This window comes from Herbaspirillum autotrophicum (assembly GCF_001189915.1).
GTDB classification, from domain to species: domain Bacteria; phylum Pseudomonadota; class Gammaproteobacteria; order Burkholderiales; family Burkholderiaceae_D; genus Herbaspirillum; species Herbaspirillum autotrophicum.
In genome coordinates this window covers 18,788-39,816 of sequence record NZ_LFLS01000029.1, presented here as the reverse complement: position 1 = coordinate 39,816, position 21,029 = coordinate 18,788, and the positions used below count along the sequence as shown (strand labels likewise).

The following is a 21,029-nucleotide window of genomic DNA, read 5'->3' as shown; positions in this document are numbered from 1 at the left end:
AGCCATGACACACGAAGCGCCATCCAGTCTTGCCCCTTACGCCGCGCATGCGGCAACATCGCCAGGACGGCGCTTCGTGGAACCGCCTCCCGGTTCCCGCACCGAATTTCAACGCGACCGCGATCGCATCATTCACTCCACCGCGTTTCGCCGGCTCGAATACAAAACCCAGGTCTTCGTCAATCACGAAGGCGACCTGTTCCGCACCCGTCTCACGCACAGCATCGAAGTCGCCCAGATTGCCCGCTCCAGCGCCCGCAATCTGCGCCTCAATGAAGATCTGGTAGAAGCCATTTCACTGGCGCACGATCTCGGCCATACACCGTTCGGCCATGCGGGCCAGGATGCCCTCAACAGTTGCATGAAGGACGCCGGCGGCTTCGAACACAATCTGCAAAGCCTGCGCGTGGTCGACGATCTGGAACAGCACTACGGCGCATTCGACGGCCTCAACCTGATGTTCGAAACGCGCGAAGGCATCCTCAAGCACTGTTCATTGCACAACGCCCGTCAGCTCGGCGCCATCGGTCAACGCTTCATCGACAAGAAACAACCGTCGCTGGAAGCACAACTGGCCAATCTGGCCGATGAAATCGCCTACAACAATCACGACATCGACGATGGCTTGCGTTCCGGCCTGCTGACGATTGCACAACTGAGCCAGGTCGATTTCTTTGCGCGCCACCAGCGCGAGGCCGAACAAACCTATCCCGGCATCAGCGGCCGGCGTGCCATCAACGAAACCGTGCGGCGCATGATCAATGCCCTCATCGTCGATCTCAACACGACCTCGCAAGCCCGCATCGCTGAAATCAATCCGCGTTCGATTGACGATATCCGCAATGCGCCGCCACTGATTGCATTCTCCGAACGCATGAGCGAAGAAGCGACCTTGCTCAAGCGCTTCCTGCGCGAAAACCTGTATCGCCACTATCAGGTCAATCGCATGACCAGCAAGGCGCGCCGCATCATCACCGAACTGTTCAATGCGTTCGCCAGGGAACCCACCCTGCTGCCGCCGGATTATCAGGTCGCGGCCGGCAACGCCGCCGATCATCAGCAGCGTCAGGCACGCCAGATTGCCGACTACATTGCCGGCATGACCGACCGCTACGCCATGCGCGAGCATCGCCGCTTGTTCCAGGTCGAAGAAATCTGAGACCGGCAACCTGAGCGCGAGACGCGCAATCATTCTCTGCTTGATTGCCGTCCGGCGACCACCGTTGCATTTCGTGATTGCATGACAGCAACACATTCCGGCATCCCGTCGTTGCCAGGGCAGAAAAAACCTGTAACAAGTTGCCAACAGGATTGGCGGTTAAATAATATTTCCTGTCATCACTCTTGCAGAAACTGCATTGTCGAAAAGAAATTTCCCTGTGTTTTCAAGCGTTTACTACAGAATTTAAAAATCCTGTCGTAATCCAATGATGGACTGCTCCCTTTCCTTCTGCGGTCCTTAGTCAAGGAGACTGCCATGTCTATCAGCGCCACCAGTAACGATCCCGGTACCGTTGCCTCGCCGGCCGCCACCACCGCCAGCGGCACCAATGCCGACAATGCAACAAATGCCGCCAGCGCGGCCAGCACCGATGCCGCCAGCCAAGCCGACAAGCTGACCCCGGCCAGCGCCAAACAGCAGCTCAATGCCGCCATCTTGCAGGCGTCACTGGATGTCTCGCTGACGTCGCAAAACGATCCGCTGTCACTGCTCTACAAAAGCGCCATTGAAAATCTGAATGAAGCGCTGAAGTCGCAAATGGGCGACAACGCAATTCAGAACTCGGCCAAGGAAGACAATACGCCCGAAGCGACTGCCGGTCGCATCGTTTCCTTCATCAGCCAGGCATACGAAATGTATCGCGGCCAAAACAAGGATCAGGACGAAGCCACCACGGTCGACAAATTCATGTCCATCATTCAGGGCGGCGTCGACCAGGGCTTCAAGGAAGCGCGCGGCATTCTGTCCGGCCTCAAGGTGCTCAACGGCGACATCGCCAGCAATATCGACAAGACCTACGATCTGGTGCAAAAGGGATTGGCAGATTTCGCCGCCGCCAAGAAGGCACCGCCACCGGCAACCGATGGCGGCACCACTGCACCAACCGACAAGCCGGCGACAAATACGCCAGCGGCCGCCAAAAGCTGACATCGCCTGTATCGTTTATTTCGGCCGCATTCGGGCCGGACATGAAAAAGACGCGGATCAATCATTGATTCCGCGTCTTTTTTCAACTGCTCCTCACCAGCGTTGGCCGGTGAGCATCATCACCGTTTGAGCTTGGCGAATGCCGCTGCCATGGCATTGTTCACCGGTGCCGCCTGGCGTGCCTGCTGGCCCTGATGTTGCGACAGGCGCTTCGCATCGTTGCGGTCGCCGCGTTGTTCCGGCTTGCTGCCGGCTACCGGAGCAGCATCCGACAAGCGCATGGTGAGGGCAATCCGCTTGCGCTTCTCATCCACTTCCAGCACTTTGACTTTGACGACCTGACCCGCCTTGACCACCGAATGCGGGTCTTTGACGAAGGTGTTGGACAAGGCCGAAATGTGCACCAGTCCGTCCTGATGCACGCCGATATCGACAAACGCACCGAATGCCGCGACGTTGGTCACCACGCCTTCGAGAATCATGTCAGGCCGCAAATCGCGGATTTCTTCCACGCCATCCTTGAAGGTCGCAGTGGTGAATTCCGGCCGTGGATCACGGCCCGGCTTGTCCAGTTCCTTGAGGATGTCAGTGACGGTCGGCACCCCGAACTTTTCATCGGCATACTTGGATGGATTGAGCGACTTCAGCAAGCCGCTGTCGCCCAGCACGCCCTTCAGATCTTTCTTGATATCGGCCAGAATCTTTTCCACCAGCGGATACGATTCCGGGTGCACTGCCGAAGCGTCAAGCGGATTGGCGCCATTCATCACGCGCAGGAATCCTGCCGCCTGTTCGAAGGTCTTGTCGCCCAGACGCGGCACTTCACGCAACGCGGCGCGCGAGTTGAACATGCCCTTCATGTCGCGATACGACACAATGCTTTGCGCCACGCTGGAATTCAGACCGGACACACGCGCCAGCAGCGGTGCTGATGCGGTGTTGACGTCGACACCGACGGCGTTCACGCAATCTTCCACCACTGCATCGAGCGAGCGCGCCAGTTGCGACTGACCGACATCGTGCTGATACTGACCAACACCGATTGATTTCGGATCGATCTTGACCAGCTCTGCCAGCGGATCTTGCAAACGACGGGCAATCGATACCGCACCGCGCAGCGACACATCCATATCCGGCAATTCCTTGGACGCAAATTCAGAGGCCGAGTACACCGACGCCCCGGCTTCCGATACCACGATCTTGGTCAGCTTCAGTTCCGGACGCATCTTGATCAAATCCTGCGCCAGCTTGTCGGTTTCGCGCGAAGCGGTGCCGTTGCCAATCGAGATCAGCGAGACCTTGTGCTTCTCGGCCAGTTGCGCCAGCGTGTGCAGCGAACCGTCCCAGTCATTGCGCGGCTGATGCGGATAAATGGCAACCGTATCGACCACCTTGCCGGTCGCATCCACCACCGCCACCTTGACGCCGGTACGCAGTCCCGGATCCAGACCCATGGTAGCGCGCGGACCGGCCGGCGCCGCCAGCAGCAGCGCTTTCAGATTCAGTGCAAAGACGTTGATGGCTTCCGCTTCGGCGCGTTCGCGCAGGCCGGTCATCAATTCCGTTTCCAGATGCATGAAGACCTTGACGCGCCATGCCCAGCGCACGGTATCGCCGAGCCACTTGTCAGCCGCACGGCCCTTGTTGCTGACGCCGAAACGCAAGGCGATGCGTCCTTCGCAGGGATTATGCGGCGCATCCCACTTCGGTTTTTCTTCTTCGCTGTCGAGGCGCAACACCACGTTCAGGATTTCTTCGCGACGACCACGGAACAAGGCCAGGGCCCGATGCGAAGGAATCGTGCCGACGGTTTCCGAGTAATCGAAATAATCGGCAAATTTCTCGCCGGCATCTTGCTTGCCTTCCACCACTTTGGATTCCACCACGCCGTGGTCGGTGATGTATTCGCGCAGGCTTTGCAGCAATTCCGCATCTTCGGAAAAACGCTCCATCAAAATCTGACGCGCGCCATCCAAGGCCGCCTTGGTATCAGCCACACCCGGATTGTCACCATTGTCGGTGCTGAACGCCGGCTTCAGATACTTGGCCGCTTCTTCTTCCGGCGACAACTCCGGATTCGCCATCAGGGCATCGGCCAGCTCGGTCAGGCCGGCTTCAGCAGCGATCTGCGCCTTGGTGCGGCGTTTCGGCTTGTACGGCAGATACAAGTCTTCCAGACGGGTTTTGTCTTCGGCATGCGTGATGGCGTCCAGCAACTCCGGCGTCATCTTGCCCTGTTCTTCAATCGACGCCACGATGGCGGCGCGGCGCCCTTCCAGTTCGCGCAGGTAACGCAGGCGCTCTTCCAGCAAGCGCAACTGAATATCATCCAGACCGCCGGTGGCTTCCTTGCGGTAACGGGCGATAAAGGGAACCGTCGCGCCTTCGTCCAGCAAGGCGATGGCAGCAGCGACCTGGACCGGTTTGGCTACGAGTTCAAGAGCAAGGCGTTGTTCTATGGAAGGCAGCATGTGAAACCTGAAATTGAAAATCAAGCGATGGATGATACGCAATTCAACCGCATGCGCCAATCTTGACATCCCCGAAATGCGAGAAATAAATTGCCGGGAGGCCCCATGGAGACAGAAAATTGCAGTCAAAAACCGCGTCGCCGGCGTCAAATTGGACGTATCTGATCAATATCCGCGATAATCCAGTCCATTCTTTGCTCTTGCTTGCAACTTCATGTCTATCCGTTTAATCGTCGGTCTCGGCAATCCTGGCCCGGAATATGAACAGACCCGCCACAACGCGGGCTTCTGGGTGGTCGACAATCTGGCCGGCAGCACCCGCCTGGCACGCGAAACCCGTTTCAATGCGCTGGCCACCAAGACCACCGTTGCCGGCCAGGAAGTCTGGCTGCTGGAACCGCAAACCTATATGAACCGTTCCGGCCAGTCGGTCGGTGCGCTGGCACGTTTTTACAAGATCGAAGCAGATGAAGTGCTGGTGATCCATGACGAACTGGATTTGCCGCCCGGCGCCGCCAAACTCAAAAAGGGTGGCTCGTCCGGTGGTCACAATGGTTTGAAAGATATCACCGCAGCGCTCGGCACCCAGGATTACTGGCGCTTGCGCATCGGCATCGGCCATCCGCGCAGCCTCAACCTGCAACAGCCGGTGGCGGATTTCGTGTTGCACCGGCCGCGCAAGGAAGAACAGAAACTGATCGACGAGGCCATCGCCAACAGCCTGAACGTCATGCCATTGCTGTGTCAGGGCAAGTTTGAAGCGGCCATGATGGAATTGCACAGCGCCAAATAAATGGCAGATGCCGCCTTCGCGCGGCACAAACAAAAACGCCGGCAATGCAACATTGCCGGCGTTTTTACATCAGGCGCGCACTTGTGCTGCGCAGTCCGATTGACTTACTTGAGCGTACCGAACTTCTCTTCCAGTCCCTTGGCATCAATCGCACCCGGAATCCGTGAGCCATCGGCAAAGATGATGGTCGGTGTGCCAGTGACTTTCATCTTCTGGCCCAGCGCCAGCACCTTCTCATGCGGCGGATTACAGCTGGCCGGCGCATTCGGTGCCGCCTTGCCATTCAGCATCCAGTCCGACCAGGCCTTGGATGGATTGGCCGAGCACCAGATATTCTTCGACTTCTCGATCGAGTCCGGCGACAGGATGTTGTACTGGAAGGTGTACATGGTCAAATTGTCGACTTCCTGCAAGGTCTTGTGGAAGCGCTTGCAATAACCGCAATTCGGATCTTCGAACACAGCGATGACACGCTTGCCGTTGCCCTTGACGGTCTTGATCGCCAGATCCAGCGGCAGGTCGGAGAACTTGACCTTGTTGATCGCCTGCAGACGTTCCTTGGTGTAATCGCGATAGGTCTGGGTATCGACCACGCGGCCGACAAACAGATACTGTGCCTTGGCATCGGTATAGATGATGTCGCCATCCACCTGAATTTCGTACAGTCCGGCATACGGCGTCTTGGTCACGGATTCGACCTTGGCACCCTCGCCCAGACGGGGTTCGATCAGCTTCTTGATCGTGGCTTCAGTAGTTTGTGCGAAGGCGGCACTACCCGCGAACGCCAACACGATGCCGATCATCGCTGTCATTTTCTGCATGTTCACTCCCGGTGATTCTGATAATGATAAAAAAGGTAAATGCACAATCGCGTCAACGCCATCATGCAAGGATCAGTGGTGGCGGCCCAGGGCATGCGCCATCAAACGTCGCTTTAAGACCGGCAAGCCATTCAGCAAGTTCAATCCAAGATTGCGCACCAGTCGCAACGGCTCGACATTGCTGCCAAACAGCCGCGCCAGGCCGTCGGTAGTCAGTTGCATCAGCAAGACTTCTTCCTTGCGTGAACGGGCATAGCGGCGCAATACCCGTGCGTCGCCGCAATCGCGCTGCGGCTCACGTTCGGTAATCGCCTTGAGCAAACCTTGTACATCGGCAAACCCCAGATTCATGCCATGCCCGGCCAGCGGATGTACCACGTGCGCGGCGTCACCGATGAGCGCCACGCGCCCGGCAATCATGGCGTGCGGCTTGATCAACACCAATGGGAAATCGCGCACCAGTTCCGGCTGCAAGGGCGTCAACTGGCCCAGCTTGTCTGCCGCTACCGTCGCCAGTCGCTCTGCCAACTGCGTTGCCGACAAGGACAACAACTCCGCCGCCAGCGCATCCGGCGCCGACCACACCAGCGACACGCGCTGGCCCGGCAATGGCAACAAGGCAATGATGCCTTCGCTCGCAGTGAACCATTGATGCGCCACACCGTGATGCGGTTTTTCGCACGCGAAATTGCTGACGATGGCGCGCTGACCATAGGAGCGATAGTCGAGACCGATATCGCATTGCCCGCGCACCCAGGATTGTCCGCCGTCAGCACCGACCAGCAACGCGGCGCGCACCGTGTCGCCCTGCTCCAGTTGCAAGGTGATGCCGCTGTCATCGGCTTGCATCGCCGTCGCGCGGCCACGCACGATCTGTACATTCGAAGCAAACTTGAGCGCCGCATCGAGCGCCGTATTCAAATTGCGGTCTTCCACAATCCAGGCCAATGCATTGACGCGCGCCGAATAGGCATCGAACGCCAGTTGACCCGGCGCATGTTCGCCATCGCCCTGCACCGCCATGCCATCCACCGGCGCCACACGTTCTGCATCAAGCGCATCCCACACGCGCACCGATGACAACAGATCGTGCGCCAGATGATTCAAGGCATACACCCGCACATCCCAGTCGACTGCCGGCGTTGTCGCACCCGGTGCACCAGGCGCACCCGCAGGCGCCAGCAGGCAAACGCGCAAGCCGGCCTGCGCCAGTGCCAGCGCAGCGGTTTTACCCACCGCGCCGTTGCCGACAATACAGATATCGCTGGAGTGTGCCGGCGTCCGCGCAGCAATGCCGGAAGACAAAGAAGGGGAGGAAGGACTAGTCATGGGAGAGCATTATAAACGCCTTCCAAAAACTATTTTGCGCAAACCCCTTGCACAATGAAAAAGGTTTGCATATAATTCGCCTCCTTGGCCTGGTAGCTCAGTCGGTAGAGCAGAGGATTGAAAATCCTTGTGTCGGTGGTTCGATTCCGCCCCGGGCCACCAAGAATAGTTGAAACTTAACGCTGACCCTCACCGGTTGGCGTTTTTGTTTTGGGCATTTGAAATCTTCTGGCGCCTCCGGTTCGCAACTTTGCGGCCGCCCTCCCCTCATTGAACATTGACCAATATGCATTTTCTTCGCGGCAAAGTGGGCGCAATCTCACGCGTTCCTCGCCATGACTGATTGCATACGCACATCAATCTGATCCGCACCAGAGTAAAACAGGAAAAACATTTGACCCATCGTCCTGCGTCGGATCGGGTGAAGGGCAAACTGGTGCGCGCCGGCGACGACGGATCGACTTTCATCTGAAAAATCATCGGTTTCGGGCCGGTGCCTGTCTCAATTCCGGCCCGGATACCCGGCGGGAATTTCTGACGAAAATCCAGCCCGCAGACGTCCCACAAGCCAGAATACATAAGGCTTTTCAGCCTATGCAGCAACGGCATACGCATATGTTAAATGAACATAATGATGCCGCCCTTACCACGATAAGATTCTGCCAGCGTTGAGACGGACCGTTTCTTGCTTTAGGTCCTTTGTACTGAAATGGGGAGCGAACCGGCCGCGCCAATGCGTGCCACTGTGCAGACGCTGTACGACGCGGCACAACACCGCCCCCATGCCTGCATGCATCAATAACAAGGGGAATTGAATGTCCATTATTTCGAACATGAAAATCGGGACGCGGATCGCGTTGGGGTTTTGTATCGTACTGGCGTGTGCATTGATTATTCTGTTGGCCGGCTTATGGCAAATGAGCGCGCTGCAGGCGAACAGCGAATACCTCATCAGCAAAAAAGTGGCCGGCCTGACCTCGGCGGTTGCCATGCGCGGCAGCGCCGATGGCCTGGCGCTGGCGCTGCAAAAGGTGGTGGCGCCTGCCGATATGGTGCAGGGCAAAGCAGAAGATCTGCGCGTGGCGCAACTGATGAAATCGTATGAAGCCAATACCCAGAAACTCTCTTCCTTTTCCGACACGCCGGAAGCCTCCGCGCTGCTCAATGCTGCCGATGCACAGAAAAAGCAGACCTTTCTGATGATCGCCAGGATCCGTGAACAGGTTGGCACCAATAATTATTTCGACGCGCGTCAGATCCTGACTTCCGAGATGGTGCCGGTCTATGAGAAATGGATGCAGAGCCTGAATGCGCTGGCGACATTCCAGCAACAGGAAATGATCGCCGCCGATCAGGCCGCGCGACAGAATTTTGCGCGTGCCCGCATGGGCATGCTGGCGATGGGCGTATTTACCTTGTTGCTTGGCGCCTTCTTTACCTGGTTTATCCGGCGCTCGATCATCGCGCCATTGCTGAACGCCCGGCATATCGCCAAGACGATTGCTGCCGGCGATCTGACCATGAACATCAAGAACGGCACCGAAGATGAAGCCGGTCAATTGGTGAATGCACTGAAGGAAATGCAACAGAATCTGATCACGACGATTCACGATATCAAGCAAAGCGCCAATGTGATCAACGTCGCATCGCAGGAAATTGCCGCCGGCAATATCGACCTGTCCAATCGCACCGAATCGCAGGCGTCGAGCCTGGAAGAAACCGTCAGTTCGCTGGAAGAGTTGACGTTGCGGGTATCGCAGAATGCCGACAGCGCGCGGCAAGCCAACCGGCTGGTGGTATCGACGTCAGATCATGCAGTGAAGGGTGGCAGCGTGATCGGTAATGTGGTCGACACCATGGGCTCGATCAAGAACAGCTCGCGCAAGATGGTCGACATCATTGCGGTCATCGACGGCATCGCTTTCCAGACCAATATTCTGGCGCTGAATGCAGCGGTCGAAGCAGCCCGTGCCGGTGAACTGGGACGCGGCTTTGCGGTAGTTGCCACTGAAGTGCGCAGTCTGGCGCAGCGTTCGGCCAGCGCTGCCAAGGAAATCAAGACACTGATCGGCGACTCCGTCAGCAAGGTGGATGCCGGCAGCGTGCTGGTCAACGATGCCGGCAAGACCATGGCCGACATCGTTGAATCGGTGCGCAGCGTGGCCGATATCATTGGCGGCATCACGGTAGCCAGCGAAGAACAAAGCACCGGCATTGCCGGCGTCAACCGCGCTCTGGGCCAGATCGACGACATCACCCAACAAAATGCGGCGCTGGTGGAACAGGCTGCCGCAGCGGCGGAAAGCCTGCAGGAACAATCCGATGCATTGGCCGGCGCGATCAGCACCTTCCGATTGAAAGGGGATCTGCAATATTCGCCCCCTGCCGCTGCTGCCGGACCACGCAACAGCGCTCCGGCTGCGATGCGCATCATCAATCCGCCACACGCCATCGCACACGTTTAGGAATCAATGCCGCATTAAGGCGACCTCAGTGCAACATGCCCCGTTATTGGTATCAATAACGGGGCATTGTTGTTTTTGACGCCGGCTATTTACGGTCGGAATACTCTGGCAGAATCCCGGGCAAATCGCGCCAGAATTCGCGGTCTGCCGCAAACGCTTGCAGCAACCATTCACGGAATGCAGTGACATTGGCGGCGGCGTGACTGCGTTCCGGATACACCAGCCAGTACGACCGGGAAACCGGCAGCACATGCGCAACCGGGATATGCAGTCTGTTTTGCGTCAAATCATGTATCGCCAGTGTGGCGCGTGCCAGCGCGATGCCTTGCCCGGCCACCGCAGCATCGACTGCCAGACTTTCCTGATTGAACACGATACCGCGTGCCGCCAGTTCCGGCGGTTGCTGATTGGCCTCGAACCATGCCATCCAGTCGCGATGGTCATGCACATGCAACAGCGTATGGTGCGCAACTTCACTGGCCGTCACCGGCGCCATCGACGGCGCGCATACCGGCAACAGGAATTCCTCGCCGAGCCGGATGCAACGCAACCCCGGCCACGCGCCATCGCCGTAGCGTATCGCCAGCGTAATTTCTTCACCGGCGAAGTTGACGTGACGTTGCGCCAGCTCCAGCCGCAGATCCTGTGCCGGGTATTGCGCCGAGAAACGTCCGAGTCTGGGCACCAGCCATTTCGATGCGAAATTGGGCGAAGCCGAAATCACCAATCCCTCCCTGCCGCTGCGCTGCTGCAAGCTTTGCGTGCCGCTTTCGATACGCTCAAAGGCATCGCGGATCACTTCCAGATAACGCTGGCCGGCATCGCTCAGCCGCAATTGATTATGCAAGCGCTCAAACAGCTTCAAACCGAGTTCATCTTCCAGCGCTTTGACCTGATGGCTGACCGCGCCCTGGGTCACGCTCATTTCTTGCGCGGCCAGGGTAAAGCTGCGGTGTCTGGCGGATGCTTCGAAAGCCCGCAGCGCATTGAGAGAAGGTAATTTACGTGCGGTCATCGTGACATGAAAAATATTGAGGCTGGACTGAGGAAAGATGCTTTGCAAGACACCGGCACAGAAATTTATCATAAGTCATCGCATCACCATCCGGTCACGGGGCCACTACTGCTTTCAACAAAGGATATTTGCATGAATCTGGAACAACGTCTGGCCGAGCTGGCCATCATCCTGCCGACATCGGCTTCAGCCGGGGCGCAATATACGCCGGCAGTGGCATTTCAGAATCTGGTCTGGATCAGCGGTCAACTGCCGCGCGACGGTGAGCGCGTAGTGGTAAGCGGAAAACCGGGCCGGGATGTCAGCATCGCACAGGCACAGGAAGGCGCACGCATTGCCTTGCTGCGGGCACTGGCGGCACTGCGCGAGACCGTCGGCAGTCTCGACAAGGTGCAGCAGATTTTGAAACTCAATGTGTTCGTCAACAGCAGCGATGACTTCACGCAACACAGCGCGGTAGCCGATGGCGCATCCGAACTGATCTTCGCCCTGTTCGGAACGGAAGCGGGCAAACATGCGCGCACCAGCGTCGGCGTCGCGCAGTTGCCGCGCAATGCCTGCGTGGAGCTGGATCTGGTGGTGGCGCTGGCGCCCTGATCTCCTGTGTCAAGGTACTTTGCCATCACATCCCGGCAAAGTACGCATCGTACTGCCCACCATGACACGCTCTTGCGTCAGAGCACAGGTAAGTCAATCCGGTCAGCCGGCCTCGTCACCAGTTGCCGGCATCAGGTTGCATAGCCGAGTCCGACCAATGCCGGCGTCACTGTCTTGACGACATGCGGGGTCACGACCTGTGCATGCTGGCGTGGTTCATCCAGCTTGAACACGCTGACCACATCAGCCAGATGTTTGGTCTGTGTCTGCATCGACACGGCGGCGGCGGCGGCCTCTTCGACCAGTGCGGCGTTTTGTTGCGTGACCTGCTCCATTTGTGTGATCGCAAGATTGATCTGCTCGATGCCACGAGTCTGTTCATCACTGGCAGTGCTGATTTCACTCATGATGCCGGTGACGCTCTGGACGCTGTTGAGAATCTCTTCCATCGTGGTGCCGGCTTCATCCACCAGTGCAGCACCGGCAGCAACCTTCTCGACCGAGTCGCCGATCAGTTCCTTGATTTCTTTGGCCGCCGAAGCCGACCGTTGTGCCAGGCTGCGCACTTCCGACGCCACCACGGCAAAGCCGCGACCTTGTTCGCCGGCGCGCGCGGCTTCGACTGCCGCATTGAGTGCCAGAATGTTGGTCTGGAATGCGATACCGTCAATCACGCCAATGATGTCGACCACTTTTTTCGACGAGTCATTGATCGACGCCATGGTGTCAACTACGCGGGATACCACCGCCCCGCCCTTGACCGCGATGCCTGATGCAGTTTCCGCCAGATGGTTGGCCTGGCGCGCGTGCTCGGCGTTTTGCTTGACGGTGGCAGTCAGCTCTTCCATCGCTGTCGCAGTTTCTTCCAATGAGCCGGCTTGTTGTTCGGTACGCGATGAGAGGTCCAGATTACCGGAAGAGATTTCAACCGAAGCCTCGGCAATCGTGTCGGTGCCGCGCCGCACATCGCCGACGATACGCAGCAGATTGTCATTCATGGTCTTCAGCGCCTGCATCAATTGACCCAGTTCATCCTTGCTTTGCACCTTGATATCACTGGTCAGATCGCCGGCGCTGACGTTTTGCGCTACGGCCACGGCTTCCTTGAGCGGACCGGAAATCGAACGGGTCAGCATCCAGGCAATCGTCAAACCGAGCAGCAATGAAAAGCCAGTGATCGTCAACATGATCATCTTGGAGACGCCATAGGCTTCTTGCACATCAACCAGATTCGCTTTGCTGTTGGTATGCAGCAGCTTGTTGAAAGCATCGATATGGGCAATGACCTGCCTGAGCAACGGCATGCAATCTGCAATCAGCGCCGCTTTGGCAGCATCGGTCTGCTGGGCTGTCGCCAGCCCCACAATCCGGGTGGCAATCGGCAGATATTGGGCTTCCAGTGTGCTCAGTTGCGTCAGCATGCGGCGCTCTTCTTCGCTGGCATTTTCCGGCGTCTTCATCAATGCGTTCAATGCCGCCAGACCTTGATCAATATCTTTTTGCGCCTTGGCGACCAATTCCATGTCGCCCTTTTGCGCAGCAGGATCAGAAACCAGTACCAGATTGCGTGCAGCAATGCCTCGCAAACCAACCGCAAATTGCACTTGGCCCAACGCCAGCAATTTACCTTCATCGACCGAAGTCAAAAACTCCACCCGATCATTCAGCTTGGCTACCTGAATCAGGCAAAAGCCGGCGCCGATAACCAGTAACACCAGAATCGCACCGAAACCAAGACTCAAACGTAAGCCGATTTTCCAGTTCTTCATGTTGTTCTCCAGATGGTGGGGGTATTGCCAGAACGCATTTCATCAACAACCTGCGATGCCGCAGTAACCGACTGTTCCGGCGTATCGCTGCTGTGCACTGGCTGCCGGAGCCCCCACTCTCCTTGGCTGCACAACAGCAGAAGCATTCGCCGGCAAAAAAACTGCGACATGAAGGCTGGCATCACGGCCGAGCCCCTCACGACACTGCCTTGCCTGCATTCCACATAGTCTTGTGCCAGCCGCTATTGATGAAATGCACTCGGAATACTTCAGTAACACAACAACGCTGGTTTGGCCTGTCAGCGGGTCCTTTACAAAAAATGAACTACAGAGTCTGAAAGCGGTGCAAATCCTTGATAATCCGGCGCGTCACACACAGTGAGCACCAGTCATGCGTGGTGTTTTGGAATGACGACAAGAACACGCGCACTTGCCGTGTCCTTATGGTTTATGGCGTTTTAACAGATCGCACAGGCAACCTGAACGTGGTCGCACAGCGTGTAATCACACAACGCAGTTGCGGCGCGGCTTCCTTGTAAAGTAATTGATTTTTTGCCATCTCTTCCCTATATGGTGAAGCAGAATACGGCACTACCGGCGGATAAAAATACCGATTATTTTGTCATTCGTGTGCACCGGCCAGCACTTCCGGCGATGTACTTTCGATAATATTTTGTTGACCCCAGATGCTTGCAGGCTTCCTTGATGCAGGAAAAAGGAGCGCAGCACATCCAGAGATTACTTGCATTTAGTGTTTTGTGGCAACAAGTTGCTGCATCGGCGAAGCTGGTTGTCGGAAAAAGCGGACGCGCGCGCAACAGAAGACGTTTCCCCAGCGTCCATGCCCGCGTGCTGCATCTGGCGTTGCTGCCTGAGTTTGTTGCGCCAAGATGACTCGGCCAACGCCATGCCCGGAGGGCAGCGTGTCGCCATTGCCGGACGGCGCGTGGGCAATCTGTTATCCGGTGCAGGGCAAGGTAGTGCGAAGACTGATCTGACGCAGACAGTCCTCGATATCGCCATGGACAATTTCGGTGGAACAACTGAGCATCAGATTTCTCGGCAAATTGAAGTCTTCGATGAGGTAACCGTCCTCATCAAGGAACTGTCCGTCTTCTGCCTTCTTGTGCGGAATCTGCTCTGCCAGCGCGTTGCGTTGGGAACAATATGCCCAGGTCGGTATCTTCAGCGCCTGCGCAAAGCCGATTTCAAAACAGGTCCCCGAATCGGGTTCATACCCTCTGAAATTGTTCAGATTCGCCACCAGCATATCGGCTTGCCGAATCAATGCGATGTTGGCGTCGTAAATCCAACGTGCTGCGCGCTCCGCTGAAAGATGGCCGGGGCATGCATTATCCAGCGGATAAAGCCCCTCGAAACCAAATCGCTCGCAAACCTGTTTGAGTGCCAGGCCGTGGGCAACCGCATCCGCTCTGAATACGTCAAATCCGGCCAGGTATATTTTCTTGCTCATGAATGCATGTCGTGCTTTTTTTGCGAGCGGAAGCTTGTCAGCCGGCGGGTTCATCTCACGCTCCTGCTGCAATGCAATTGCGCCCATTCTGCTTGGCTTGATAAAGCCGCTTGTCGACCAGCTCGATAAACGCAATCGATTGATCCTGTTGCGACGGGATGATGGTGCCAACACCAAGGCTGATGGTCAGCGTGTTGCTGATCTGGGATTTTTCATGGGCAATCCGCTCTTTGAGAATCAGGTTGCGACAGCGTTCGGCGACGATGCAGGCCGAATTTTCACTGGCTTCCGGCAGGATGATCATGAATTCTTCACCGCCGAAGCGGGCGAAGAAATCGCGCGAGCGGGTAGCGGCGGCACTCAGTACCTTGGCGACCTGCTTGAGACAGTTGTCGCCCTGCACATGGCCGTAATGATCGTTGTATTGCTTGAAGTAATCGATGTCGAGCATGATCAGCGACAGCGCATGGTTATTGCGACGCGCATTGTCCCATTCCACTTCCAGTACCGAGTCGAACATGCGGCGGTTGGCAACATCGGTGAGGCCGTCCTTGAACGACATCACTTCCAGCTCCTTGCGCAGATCGACCAGTTTGGCTTCGGTCTTTTTCTGTTCGCTGATATCGAACATGAAACCGATCAGGGCATCCACTGAACCGTCGGGCTTGCGCACTACATGGACGACGTCGCGGATCCAGACGTAACCGCCGTCTTGCGTCAACGCGCGATAGTCGGCTTCGTGATCGACTCCGGCCTGCGATTGCGCCACGCAGAAGTTGACGATGGATTCTCGTTCATCAGGATGAATGCGGGCCGCCCAGTCCTCCACACCGACCCAACTGGCCTGGGTCCAGCCCAATACGCCTTCGATTTGCGGGCCGATATAGGCGAACTTCATGCTGGCCCAATCAATTTTCCAGGGAATCGCTTTGGTGGACTCCAACAAGGTTTTGTATACGGCGCTGTCTGTTTCCATCTTGGGGCTAATGTCACTCATCGGTTCTGCTCTGTAAAACCCGCTGTCATGCCGGCGCGGACAGTGGCCGGCGCATTCCGGCGGCATACTCTGGACGGGTTGCCTGCATTCACGCTGCTCACTCTATCACGGCACTGATCCGTGCAGAAAGGGTGAATGCCACCCGGGTGCCATGATTGCATTTCCGCAAGCCTTCCCGCCGGCTCAGGTAGAATGTTGCAAAAAATCAATATCAGTCTGCAATACCATGCCGGCCCCGGCCTGCCACTTCCGGCACTTCACCGTCGCTGCTCCGCATTGCCAACCCACGCTTCGAGCCCATGAAAGAACATCTGTTTTATGTCTTCCTGTTTATCTTTTCAGCGACTGCCTTGCTGACACTGGCCGGTATCGCCAAATGGATACGGATTGATGATTTTTACCTGAAACGACTGTGCGGCGTGTTGCTGCTGGAACTGTCGGTTGCCGTGACCGGCACTTACAGCCGTACTGACTTCTTTGCTGCGCCCACGCTCACGGCGGCACCATCGGCACCATCAGCACCATCAGCCACCGCCGCAGCCAATCCGCGGGGGCTGATACCGCACCTGCAGACGCCCCGCGCGTTGCTGGATTACCTCCGGGCCGAAGAAGCCAAGCGGCCGGCATTGGAAAACATTCACAACGCGGTTGCCACGCGTGTGGTCGGCTGCGCGGTAGATTGGGAGCTGGAGGTCAGCGATGTGGTGCAAGCCGGATGCAATACCGCTCAGGTCATCGCCTCGGCCCCGGATACCTATGCCGACATCTGCTCCGGTCCGCTCTGCGTCTGGCGCAATCCCGACGTGCGCCTCGCCGCCAGGGGCAGCAAGATCAAAATGCGCGGCATCATCGCCAGCATTGACCCGCCATTGTCGATTGTGCTGACCGACACCGCCGTGACCAGCGTGCAGTAGTACTGCTGTCACGCGCTTGTCATGCTGCTGTCTTAGCATGCGGTCTGGATGAGTCGGCGTCATCGTTACAAATGCAGTCAGCGCGTGCGGGCGTTCGGGAGTAGAATCACTCGTCTTGCAAAGCAATGCCGGTATTTTACGAGCGCCCCGTCATCTGCCTGACTTCGATCAACGCCCTCTGCGCTCATCTCGATGAACATCCCCGAACAAAGCGATCTGGTTTGCCTTTCCTGTGGCAGAAAAAACGGTTACCTCATTCCGCTGGCGCCGGTCTGGCATTTTGCCACCTGCACCAAGTGCCGCTACAAGAGTAGCGTGACTGCGCAAACCAAGCCAGACCACGACTGATATCACCTGATCGCGGTCAACGGTCAAACGGGCCACGCTCTGTCAGCGTGGCCCGTTTGCATTTGCGGCGCCGCCGTTACTGATTCTTCAGCGTGGTCAACCCCTCTGCTGCCAGCGCCTTGAGCCAGCCGAGTCCGGCCGATGTGGCACCGGCCGGCATGTATTCGCAACCGATCCAGCCACGATAGCCAAGCTGATCAATCAATTTCAGCAAATACGGATAATTCAGTTCGCCGATATCCGGTTCATTGCGTTCCGGCACACCGGCGATCTGGATATGGCCGATACCTGCCATGTCGCGCTTGAGCTTGACCGCAACATCGCCTTCCACGATCTGGCAGTGATAACAGTCGAATTGCACCTTCAGATTTTCGGCGCCGATTTCAGCGCAAATGGCTTGCGCGTCATCTTGCCGGTTCAGGAAAAAGCCGGGAATATTGCGCGTATTGATCGGCTCGATCACCACCGTGATGCCGGCCGATTCTGCCTGATGCGCGGCATAGGAAAGATTGTCCATATACACGGCGCGATGTTCCGCGCGGTCTTGTTTGGGCGCAATCAAACCCGCCATCACATGCAAAGTCTGGTTGCCCAATACTGCGGCGTATTGCAAGGCAGTGTCGATGCTGCGCTTGAATTCATCCTGGCGTCCCGGCAGTGAAGCAATGCCGCGCTCACCGGCGGCCCAATCGCCCGGCGGCGCATTGAACAGCGCTTGCGTCAGGCCGTTGGCATCCAGCCGTGCCTTGATATCCTCAGCAGGAAAATCATAGGGAAACAGAAATTCAACGCCGGCGAAACCATCCTTGGCGGCAGCGGCAAAACGGTCGAGGAAGGCATGTTCGTTGTACATCATGCTCAGATTGGCGGCAAAACGCAGCATTGTGGTCTCCTTGAAATTGCCCCGTGCGGTCAGCCGCCGGTGCGGATTGAATGTGATTGGTTTGACGACAGATCCGGCGTTACCAGCGCGCGCCGAATATGTCTTTCAATTCTTGCAGTGCCGCTTCTTCCATGGCGCTGGCGCGTTGCCCCGACAAATGCCACAGCCTGGCAGTTTCTTCCAGTTCTTCCAGTGCAAAGGCTGCTTTCGATACCGAGCTTTCCCACACCACCGGCCCCAGTCGTTCCAGCAGTACGCCGCGCACCCTGGTGGCCAGTTTGCTGACCTGGTCAGCCACCGCAGGATCGCCCGGACGGCAATAGGAAATCAGCGGAATATGGCCGACCTTCATCACGTAATACGGCGTGATCGGTGGCAGCACATCGTCGGTTTTCCAGACCCCGTTCAGACTCAGACTGACCAGATGTGTGGAGTGCGTGTGCACCACCCCTTGCACTTCCGGATTATTGTCGTAGACCGCCCGATGCAGCGTCAATGTCTTGGATGGCTTGGCGCCGGAAATCCAGTTGCCGTCAGCATCGACCTTGGCAATGTCGTTCGGATCGAGAAAGCCGAGGCAGGCATCGGTCGGCGTGATCAGCCAGGCATCCTCCAGACGGGCACTGATATTACCTGCCGAACCTACCGTATAGCCGCGCTGATACAGGCTGGCGCCGGTGCGGCAAATTTCTTCGCGCAATGCGCTTTCCTTGCTCATGCTGTACTTCCCGTCTGCGTGCCCTCCAGGTGACGCAGGGCTTTTTCAAAGAAATCAACGCTGCCGAAATTGCCTGATTTCAAGGCCAGCGCAATCGGCTGTGCATCCAGCGTGACAGTTGCCGGCACCCCCGGATCAATCTGCTGGCCGATGCGCAAAGCGCGCACCTCCAATGCCTGCACTACCGCACCGGAGGTTTCGCCGCCGGCGACCACGAAGCGGCGTACACCGCGCGCATGCAAACCGCGCGCAATTGTTGCCAGCGCTTGCTCGACCAGATGGCCGGCCTGTTCCACGCCGAGTTTCTGTTGCACCGCTTTGACCTCGTCCGGCGTTGCCGTGGCATAAATCAATACCGGCGCCGTGTTGATATGCTGATCGGCAAACGCCAGCGCCTGCGCCACCACATCAACGCCATCGGCCAGCGCCAGCGGATCGATGCGCAATGCCGGCCGACTGGTTTTCCATGCCGCCACTTGCGCATTGGTTGCTTTCGAGGCGCTGCCAGCCAATACGGCTGACAAGCCTTCCACTTTGGGCAAATGCGCAGCTTCCGTCACGGCATGCAACAAGCCGGCGCGGCGGAAATTTTCCGGCAAACCGAGCGCAATGCCGGAACCGCCGGTAATCAATTTCAATTCGGCGCACGCTTCACCGAGCACGTGCAAATCACGGTCGGATACGGCGTCGGCGATGGCCATGCTGACGCCGTCGGCACGCAACGCGGCGATTCGTTCGGTAATCGCTGTCGTTCCGAGCGCAACCGTGTCATAACGCAGCAAACCGACTTTGGCCTTGGTCTGCGTTTGCAATACACGCACCAGATTGGCATCGGTCATCGGTGTCAGCGGATGATTTTCCATCCCGGATTCGTTGAGCAAGCCATCGGCAACAAACAGATAGCCGCGATAAATGGTGCGGCCGTTTTCCGGAAACGCCGGGCAGGCAATCGTGAAATCAGCGCCCAGTTCGTGCAGCAATGCCTCCGTCACCTGACCGATATTACCGGCAGCGGTCGAGTCAAAGGTGGAGCAGTATTTGAAAAAGAATTGCGTGCAGCCTTGCTGTTGCAGCCAACGCAAGGCCGCCAGCGATTGCGCCACGGCATCGGCGGCCGGAATGGTGCGTGACTTCAGTGCGATCACCAGCGCATCGGCCGCCACTGCCGGCATCTCTTCCGGAATGCCGATGGTTTGTACCGTGCGCATGCCGCCGCGCACCAACATATTGGCCAGATCGGTGGCGCCGGTGAAATCGTCGGCGATGCAACCCAGCATCGGTTTAGCTTGTGACATACACCCTCCTTAAACCTGTTTCGGCGTCGGCAAATCGATGCCGGGGAAAATCTTGATCACGGCGGAATCGTCTTCACCGCCATGACCTGCTGTGGATGCCATCATGAACATCTGATGCGCGGCGGCGGACAACGGCAATGGAAATTTGCTGCGGCGCGCGGTATCCAGCACCAGCCCGAGATCCTTGACGAAGATATCCACCGCTGACAATGGTGTGTAATCACCGCTCAAGATATGCGGCACGCGATTTTCAAACATCCAGGAATTACCGGCGCTATGGGTAATGACTTCATACAAGGCATCCGGGTTCACACCTTCACGCAAACCGAGCGCCATGGCTTCGGCCGAAGCCGCAATGTGCACGCCGGCCAGCAACTGATTGATGATCTTGACCTTGGCGCCGATGCCATGTTCGTCACCCAGACGGTAGACCTTGCCAGCCATGCCACTGAGGATGTCTTCGATTTTCGCGTACACCGCAGCAGGTCCGGAAGTCATCATGGTCATTTCGCCCGATGCCGCCCGCGCTGCACCGCCCGACACCGGCGCATCCAGCATCAGGATGCCGGCTGCGGCCAGGCGCTGGCCCAAGGCAATCGCAAAGTCCGGCGCCACGGTAGCACTGGAGATCACTACGCTGCCCGGCTTCAGCGCTGCGGCTGCGCCATGTTCACCGAACAACACGGTCTCGGTTTGCGCGGCATTGACCACCAGCGTGATCAACACGTCAACCGATGGCGCCATGATCGCCGGCGTGGCACAGGCCACGCCGCCTTCGGCGGCAAACTTGTCCAATACTTCCTGTCGTACATCGCAGGCATGCACGGCGAAGCCGGCCCGCAACAACGAGCGGGCGACGCCCAGTCCCATGGCGCCCAAACCGATCACACCTACATTTCTGACTTTCGACATTGTTGTCTCCTGAGTGAAAATGGATAAGAGCGCCATGTGCCGCGGCAGCGGCGGTGCCCGGATAAAATCAAATTTGCAA

Annotated in this window: 18 protein-coding genes and 1 tRNA gene; 8 read left to right on the top strand and 11 right to left on the bottom strand. The window is 57.5% G+C overall.

What is annotated here, in order from left to right; genetic code table 11:
• Window positions 1-4 precede the first annotated feature (4 nt).
• Window positions 5-1,159 (top strand): deoxyguanosinetriphosphate triphosphohydrolase, encoded by a 1,155-nt coding sequence (locus AKL27_RS19900; protein WP_050464608.1) that lies wholly within the window; start codon window positions 5-7, stop codon window positions 1,157-1,159.
• Between the two features lie 318 nt (window positions 1,160-1,477).
• Window positions 1,478-2,149: a DUF5610 domain-containing protein gene (locus tag AKL27_RS19895; protein ID WP_050464607.1), complete on the top strand. Its 672-nt coding sequence runs from the start codon at window positions 1,478-1,480 to the stop codon at window positions 2,147-2,149.
• A gap of 119 nt (window positions 2,150-2,268) precedes the next feature.
• Here AKL27_RS19895 and AKL27_RS19890 read toward each other — a convergent pair whose 3' ends face one another.
• On the bottom strand, window positions 2,269-4,620 hold the full coding sequence (locus AKL27_RS19890; protein ID WP_050464655.1) for a Tex family protein: 2,352 nt from the start codon (window positions 4,618-4,620) through the stop codon (window positions 2,269-2,271).
• A gap of 214 nt (window positions 4,621-4,834) precedes the next feature.
• Between AKL27_RS19890 and pth the strand changes: the two genes are divergently transcribed.
• A complete protein-coding gene (gene pth / locus AKL27_RS19885) occupies window positions 4,835-5,413 on the top strand; it encodes an aminoacyl-tRNA hydrolase (RefSeq protein ID WP_050464606.1) in 579 nt (192 codons plus the stop codon).
• Window positions 5,414-5,517: 104 nt separating this feature from the next.
• Here pth and AKL27_RS19880 read toward each other — a convergent pair whose 3' ends face one another.
• Window positions 5,518-6,234 carry a DsbC family protein gene (locus AKL27_RS19880; protein ID WP_050464605.1) on the bottom strand — a complete coding sequence of 239 codons (717 nt, stop codon included), beginning with the start codon at window positions 6,232-6,234 and terminating at the stop codon, window positions 5,518-5,520.
• A gap of 72 nt (window positions 6,235-6,306) precedes the next feature.
• The gene (locus AKL27_RS19875) at window positions 6,307-7,563 is read right to left on the bottom strand and encodes an FAD-dependent monooxygenase (protein ID WP_050464604.1); all 1,257 of its coding nucleotides are present in this window, start codon (window positions 7,561-7,563) and stop codon (window positions 6,307-6,309) included.
• Between the two features lie 86 nt (window positions 7,564-7,649).
• Between AKL27_RS19875 and AKL27_RS19870 the strand changes: the two genes are divergently transcribed.
• Both AKL27_RS19870 and AKL27_RS28665 read left to right on the top strand, forming a co-directional pair.
• Window positions 7,650-7,725: transfer RNA gene (locus AKL27_RS19870), tRNA-Phe, on the top strand.
• 653 nt (window positions 7,726-8,378) lie between these two features.
• A complete protein-coding gene (locus AKL27_RS28665) occupies window positions 8,379-10,028 on the top strand; it encodes a methyl-accepting chemotaxis protein (RefSeq protein ID WP_050464603.1) in 1,650 nt (549 codons plus the stop codon).
• An 85-nt stretch (window positions 10,029-10,113) separates the two neighbouring features.
• Here AKL27_RS28665 and gcvA read toward each other — a convergent pair whose 3' ends face one another.
• Window positions 10,114-11,043, bottom strand: a complete 930-nt coding sequence (gene gcvA / locus AKL27_RS19860; RefSeq protein ID WP_050464654.1) for a transcriptional regulator GcvA — start codon at window positions 11,041-11,043, stop codon at window positions 10,114-10,116.
• Between the two features lie 132 nt (window positions 11,044-11,175).
• On the opposite strand from gcvA, the gene AKL27_RS19855 reads away from it, so the two are divergent.
• Window positions 11,176-11,640, top strand: a complete 465-nt coding sequence (locus AKL27_RS19855) for a RidA family protein (protein ID WP_050464602.1) — start codon at window positions 11,176-11,178, stop codon at window positions 11,638-11,640.
• A gap of 131 nt (window positions 11,641-11,771) precedes the next feature.
• On the opposite strand, the gene AKL27_RS19850 is transcribed toward AKL27_RS19855, so the two are convergent.
• Window positions 11,772-13,409, bottom strand: a complete 1,638-nt coding sequence (locus AKL27_RS19850; protein ID WP_083439173.1) for a methyl-accepting chemotaxis protein — start codon at window positions 13,407-13,409, stop codon at window positions 11,772-11,774.
• A 702-nt stretch (window positions 13,410-14,111) separates the two neighbouring features.
• Here AKL27_RS19850 and AKL27_RS27880 point away from each other — a divergent pair.
• Window positions 14,112-14,303, top strand: coding sequence for a hypothetical protein (locus AKL27_RS27880; protein ID WP_157057020.1), 192 nt, complete (start codon window positions 14,112-14,114; stop codon window positions 14,301-14,303).
• A gap of 64 nt (window positions 14,304-14,367) precedes the next feature.
• Here the strand turns inward: AKL27_RS27880 and AKL27_RS19845 are convergent, their stop codons facing one another.
• A complete protein-coding gene (locus tag AKL27_RS19845; RefSeq protein WP_232311044.1) occupies window positions 14,368-14,937 on the bottom strand; it encodes a nucleoside 2-deoxyribosyltransferase in 570 nt (189 codons plus the stop codon).
• Window position 14,938: 1 nt separating this feature from the next.
• Entirely contained in the window at window positions 14,939-15,880 is a 942-nt protein-coding gene (locus tag AKL27_RS19840; RefSeq protein WP_083439172.1) for a GGDEF domain-containing protein, read from the bottom strand.
• Between the two features lie 299 nt (window positions 15,881-16,179).
• Here AKL27_RS19840 and AKL27_RS19835 point away from each other — a divergent pair, with 299 nt between their 5' ends.
• Complete coding sequence (locus AKL27_RS19835) at window positions 16,180-16,794, top strand: hypothetical protein (protein ID WP_050464600.1); 615 nt, start codon at window positions 16,180-16,182, stop codon at window positions 16,792-16,794.
• A gap of 424 nt (window positions 16,795-17,218) precedes the next feature.
• Here the strand turns inward: AKL27_RS19835 and otnI are convergent, their stop codons facing one another.
• The 4 genes from otnI to ltnD form a co-directional block, all read right to left on the bottom strand.
• Complete coding sequence (gene otnI / locus AKL27_RS19830; protein WP_050464599.1) at window positions 17,219-18,025, bottom strand: 2-oxo-tetronate isomerase; 807 nt, start codon at window positions 18,023-18,025, stop codon at window positions 17,219-17,221.
• Window positions 18,026-18,104: 79 nt separating this feature from the next.
• The gene (otnC, locus tag AKL27_RS19825; RefSeq protein ID WP_050464598.1) at window positions 18,105-18,743 is read right to left on the bottom strand and encodes a 3-oxo-tetronate 4-phosphate decarboxylase; all 639 of its coding nucleotides are present in this window, start codon (window positions 18,741-18,743) and stop codon (window positions 18,105-18,107) included.
• A complete protein-coding gene (otnK, locus tag AKL27_RS19820; RefSeq protein ID WP_050464597.1) occupies window positions 18,740-20,038 on the bottom strand; it encodes a 3-oxo-tetronate kinase in 1,299 nt (432 codons plus the stop codon). The genes otnC and otnK overlap by 4 nt, the downstream gene beginning before the upstream one ends.
• Before the next feature lie 9 nt (window positions 20,039-20,047).
• Window positions 20,048-20,950: an L-threonate dehydrogenase gene (gene ltnD, locus AKL27_RS19815; protein ID WP_050464596.1), complete on the bottom strand. Its 903-nt coding sequence runs from the start codon at window positions 20,948-20,950 to the stop codon at window positions 20,048-20,050.
• Between the last annotated feature and the right edge of the window lie 79 nt (window positions 20,951-21,029).

Coding starts and splice junctions, on each gene's coding strand:
- AKL27_RS19900 (WP_050464608.1), top strand. CDS start 5: ATGACACACGAAGCGCCATCCAGTCTTGCCCCTTACGCCGCGCATGCG.
- AKL27_RS19895 (WP_050464607.1), top strand. CDS start 1,478: ATGTCTATCAGCGCCACCAGTAACGATCCCGGTACCGTTGCCTCGCCG.
- AKL27_RS19890 (WP_050464655.1), bottom strand. CDS start 4,620: ATGCTGCCTTCCATAGAACAACGCCTTGCTCTTGAACTCGTAGCCAAA.
- pth (WP_050464606.1), top strand. CDS start 4,835: ATGTCTATCCGTTTAATCGTCGGTCTCGGCAATCCTGGCCCGGAATAT.
- AKL27_RS19880 (WP_050464605.1), bottom strand. CDS start 6,234: ATGCAGAAAATGACAGCGATGATCGGCATCGTGTTGGCGTTCGCGGGT.
- AKL27_RS19875 (WP_050464604.1), bottom strand. CDS start 7,563: ATGACTAGTCCTTCCTCCCCTTCTTTGTCTTCCGGCATTGCTGCGCGG.
- AKL27_RS28665 (WP_050464603.1), top strand. CDS start 8,379: ATGTCCATTATTTCGAACATGAAAATCGGGACGCGGATCGCGTTGGGG.
- gcvA (WP_050464654.1), bottom strand. CDS start 11,043: ATGACCGCACGTAAATTACCTTCTCTCAATGCGCTGCGGGCTTTCGAA.
- AKL27_RS19855 (WP_050464602.1), top strand. CDS start 11,176: ATGAATCTGGAACAACGTCTGGCCGAGCTGGCCATCATCCTGCCGACA.
- AKL27_RS19850 (WP_083439173.1), bottom strand. CDS start 13,409: ATGAAGAACTGGAAAATCGGCTTACGTTTGAGTCTTGGTTTCGGTGCG.
- AKL27_RS19845 (WP_232311044.1), bottom strand. CDS start 14,937: ATGAACCCGCCGGCTGACAAGCTTCCGCTCGCAAAAAAAGCACGACAT.
- AKL27_RS19840 (WP_083439172.1), bottom strand. CDS start 15,880: ATGAGTGACATTAGCCCCAAGATGGAAACAGACAGCGCCGTATACAAA.
- AKL27_RS19835 (WP_050464600.1), top strand. CDS start 16,180: ATGAAAGAACATCTGTTTTATGTCTTCCTGTTTATCTTTTCAGCGACT.
- otnI (WP_050464599.1), bottom strand. CDS start 18,025: ATGCTGCGTTTTGCCGCCAATCTGAGCATGATGTACAACGAACATGCC.
- otnC (WP_050464598.1), bottom strand. CDS start 18,743: ATGAGCAAGGAAAGCGCATTGCGCGAAGAAATTTGCCGCACCGGCGCC.
- otnK (WP_050464597.1), bottom strand. CDS start 20,038: ATGTCACAAGCTAAACCGATGCTGGGTTGCATCGCCGACGATTTCACC.
- ltnD (WP_050464596.1), bottom strand. CDS start 20,950: ATGTCGAAAGTCAGAAATGTAGGTGTGATCGGTTTGGGCGCCATGGGA.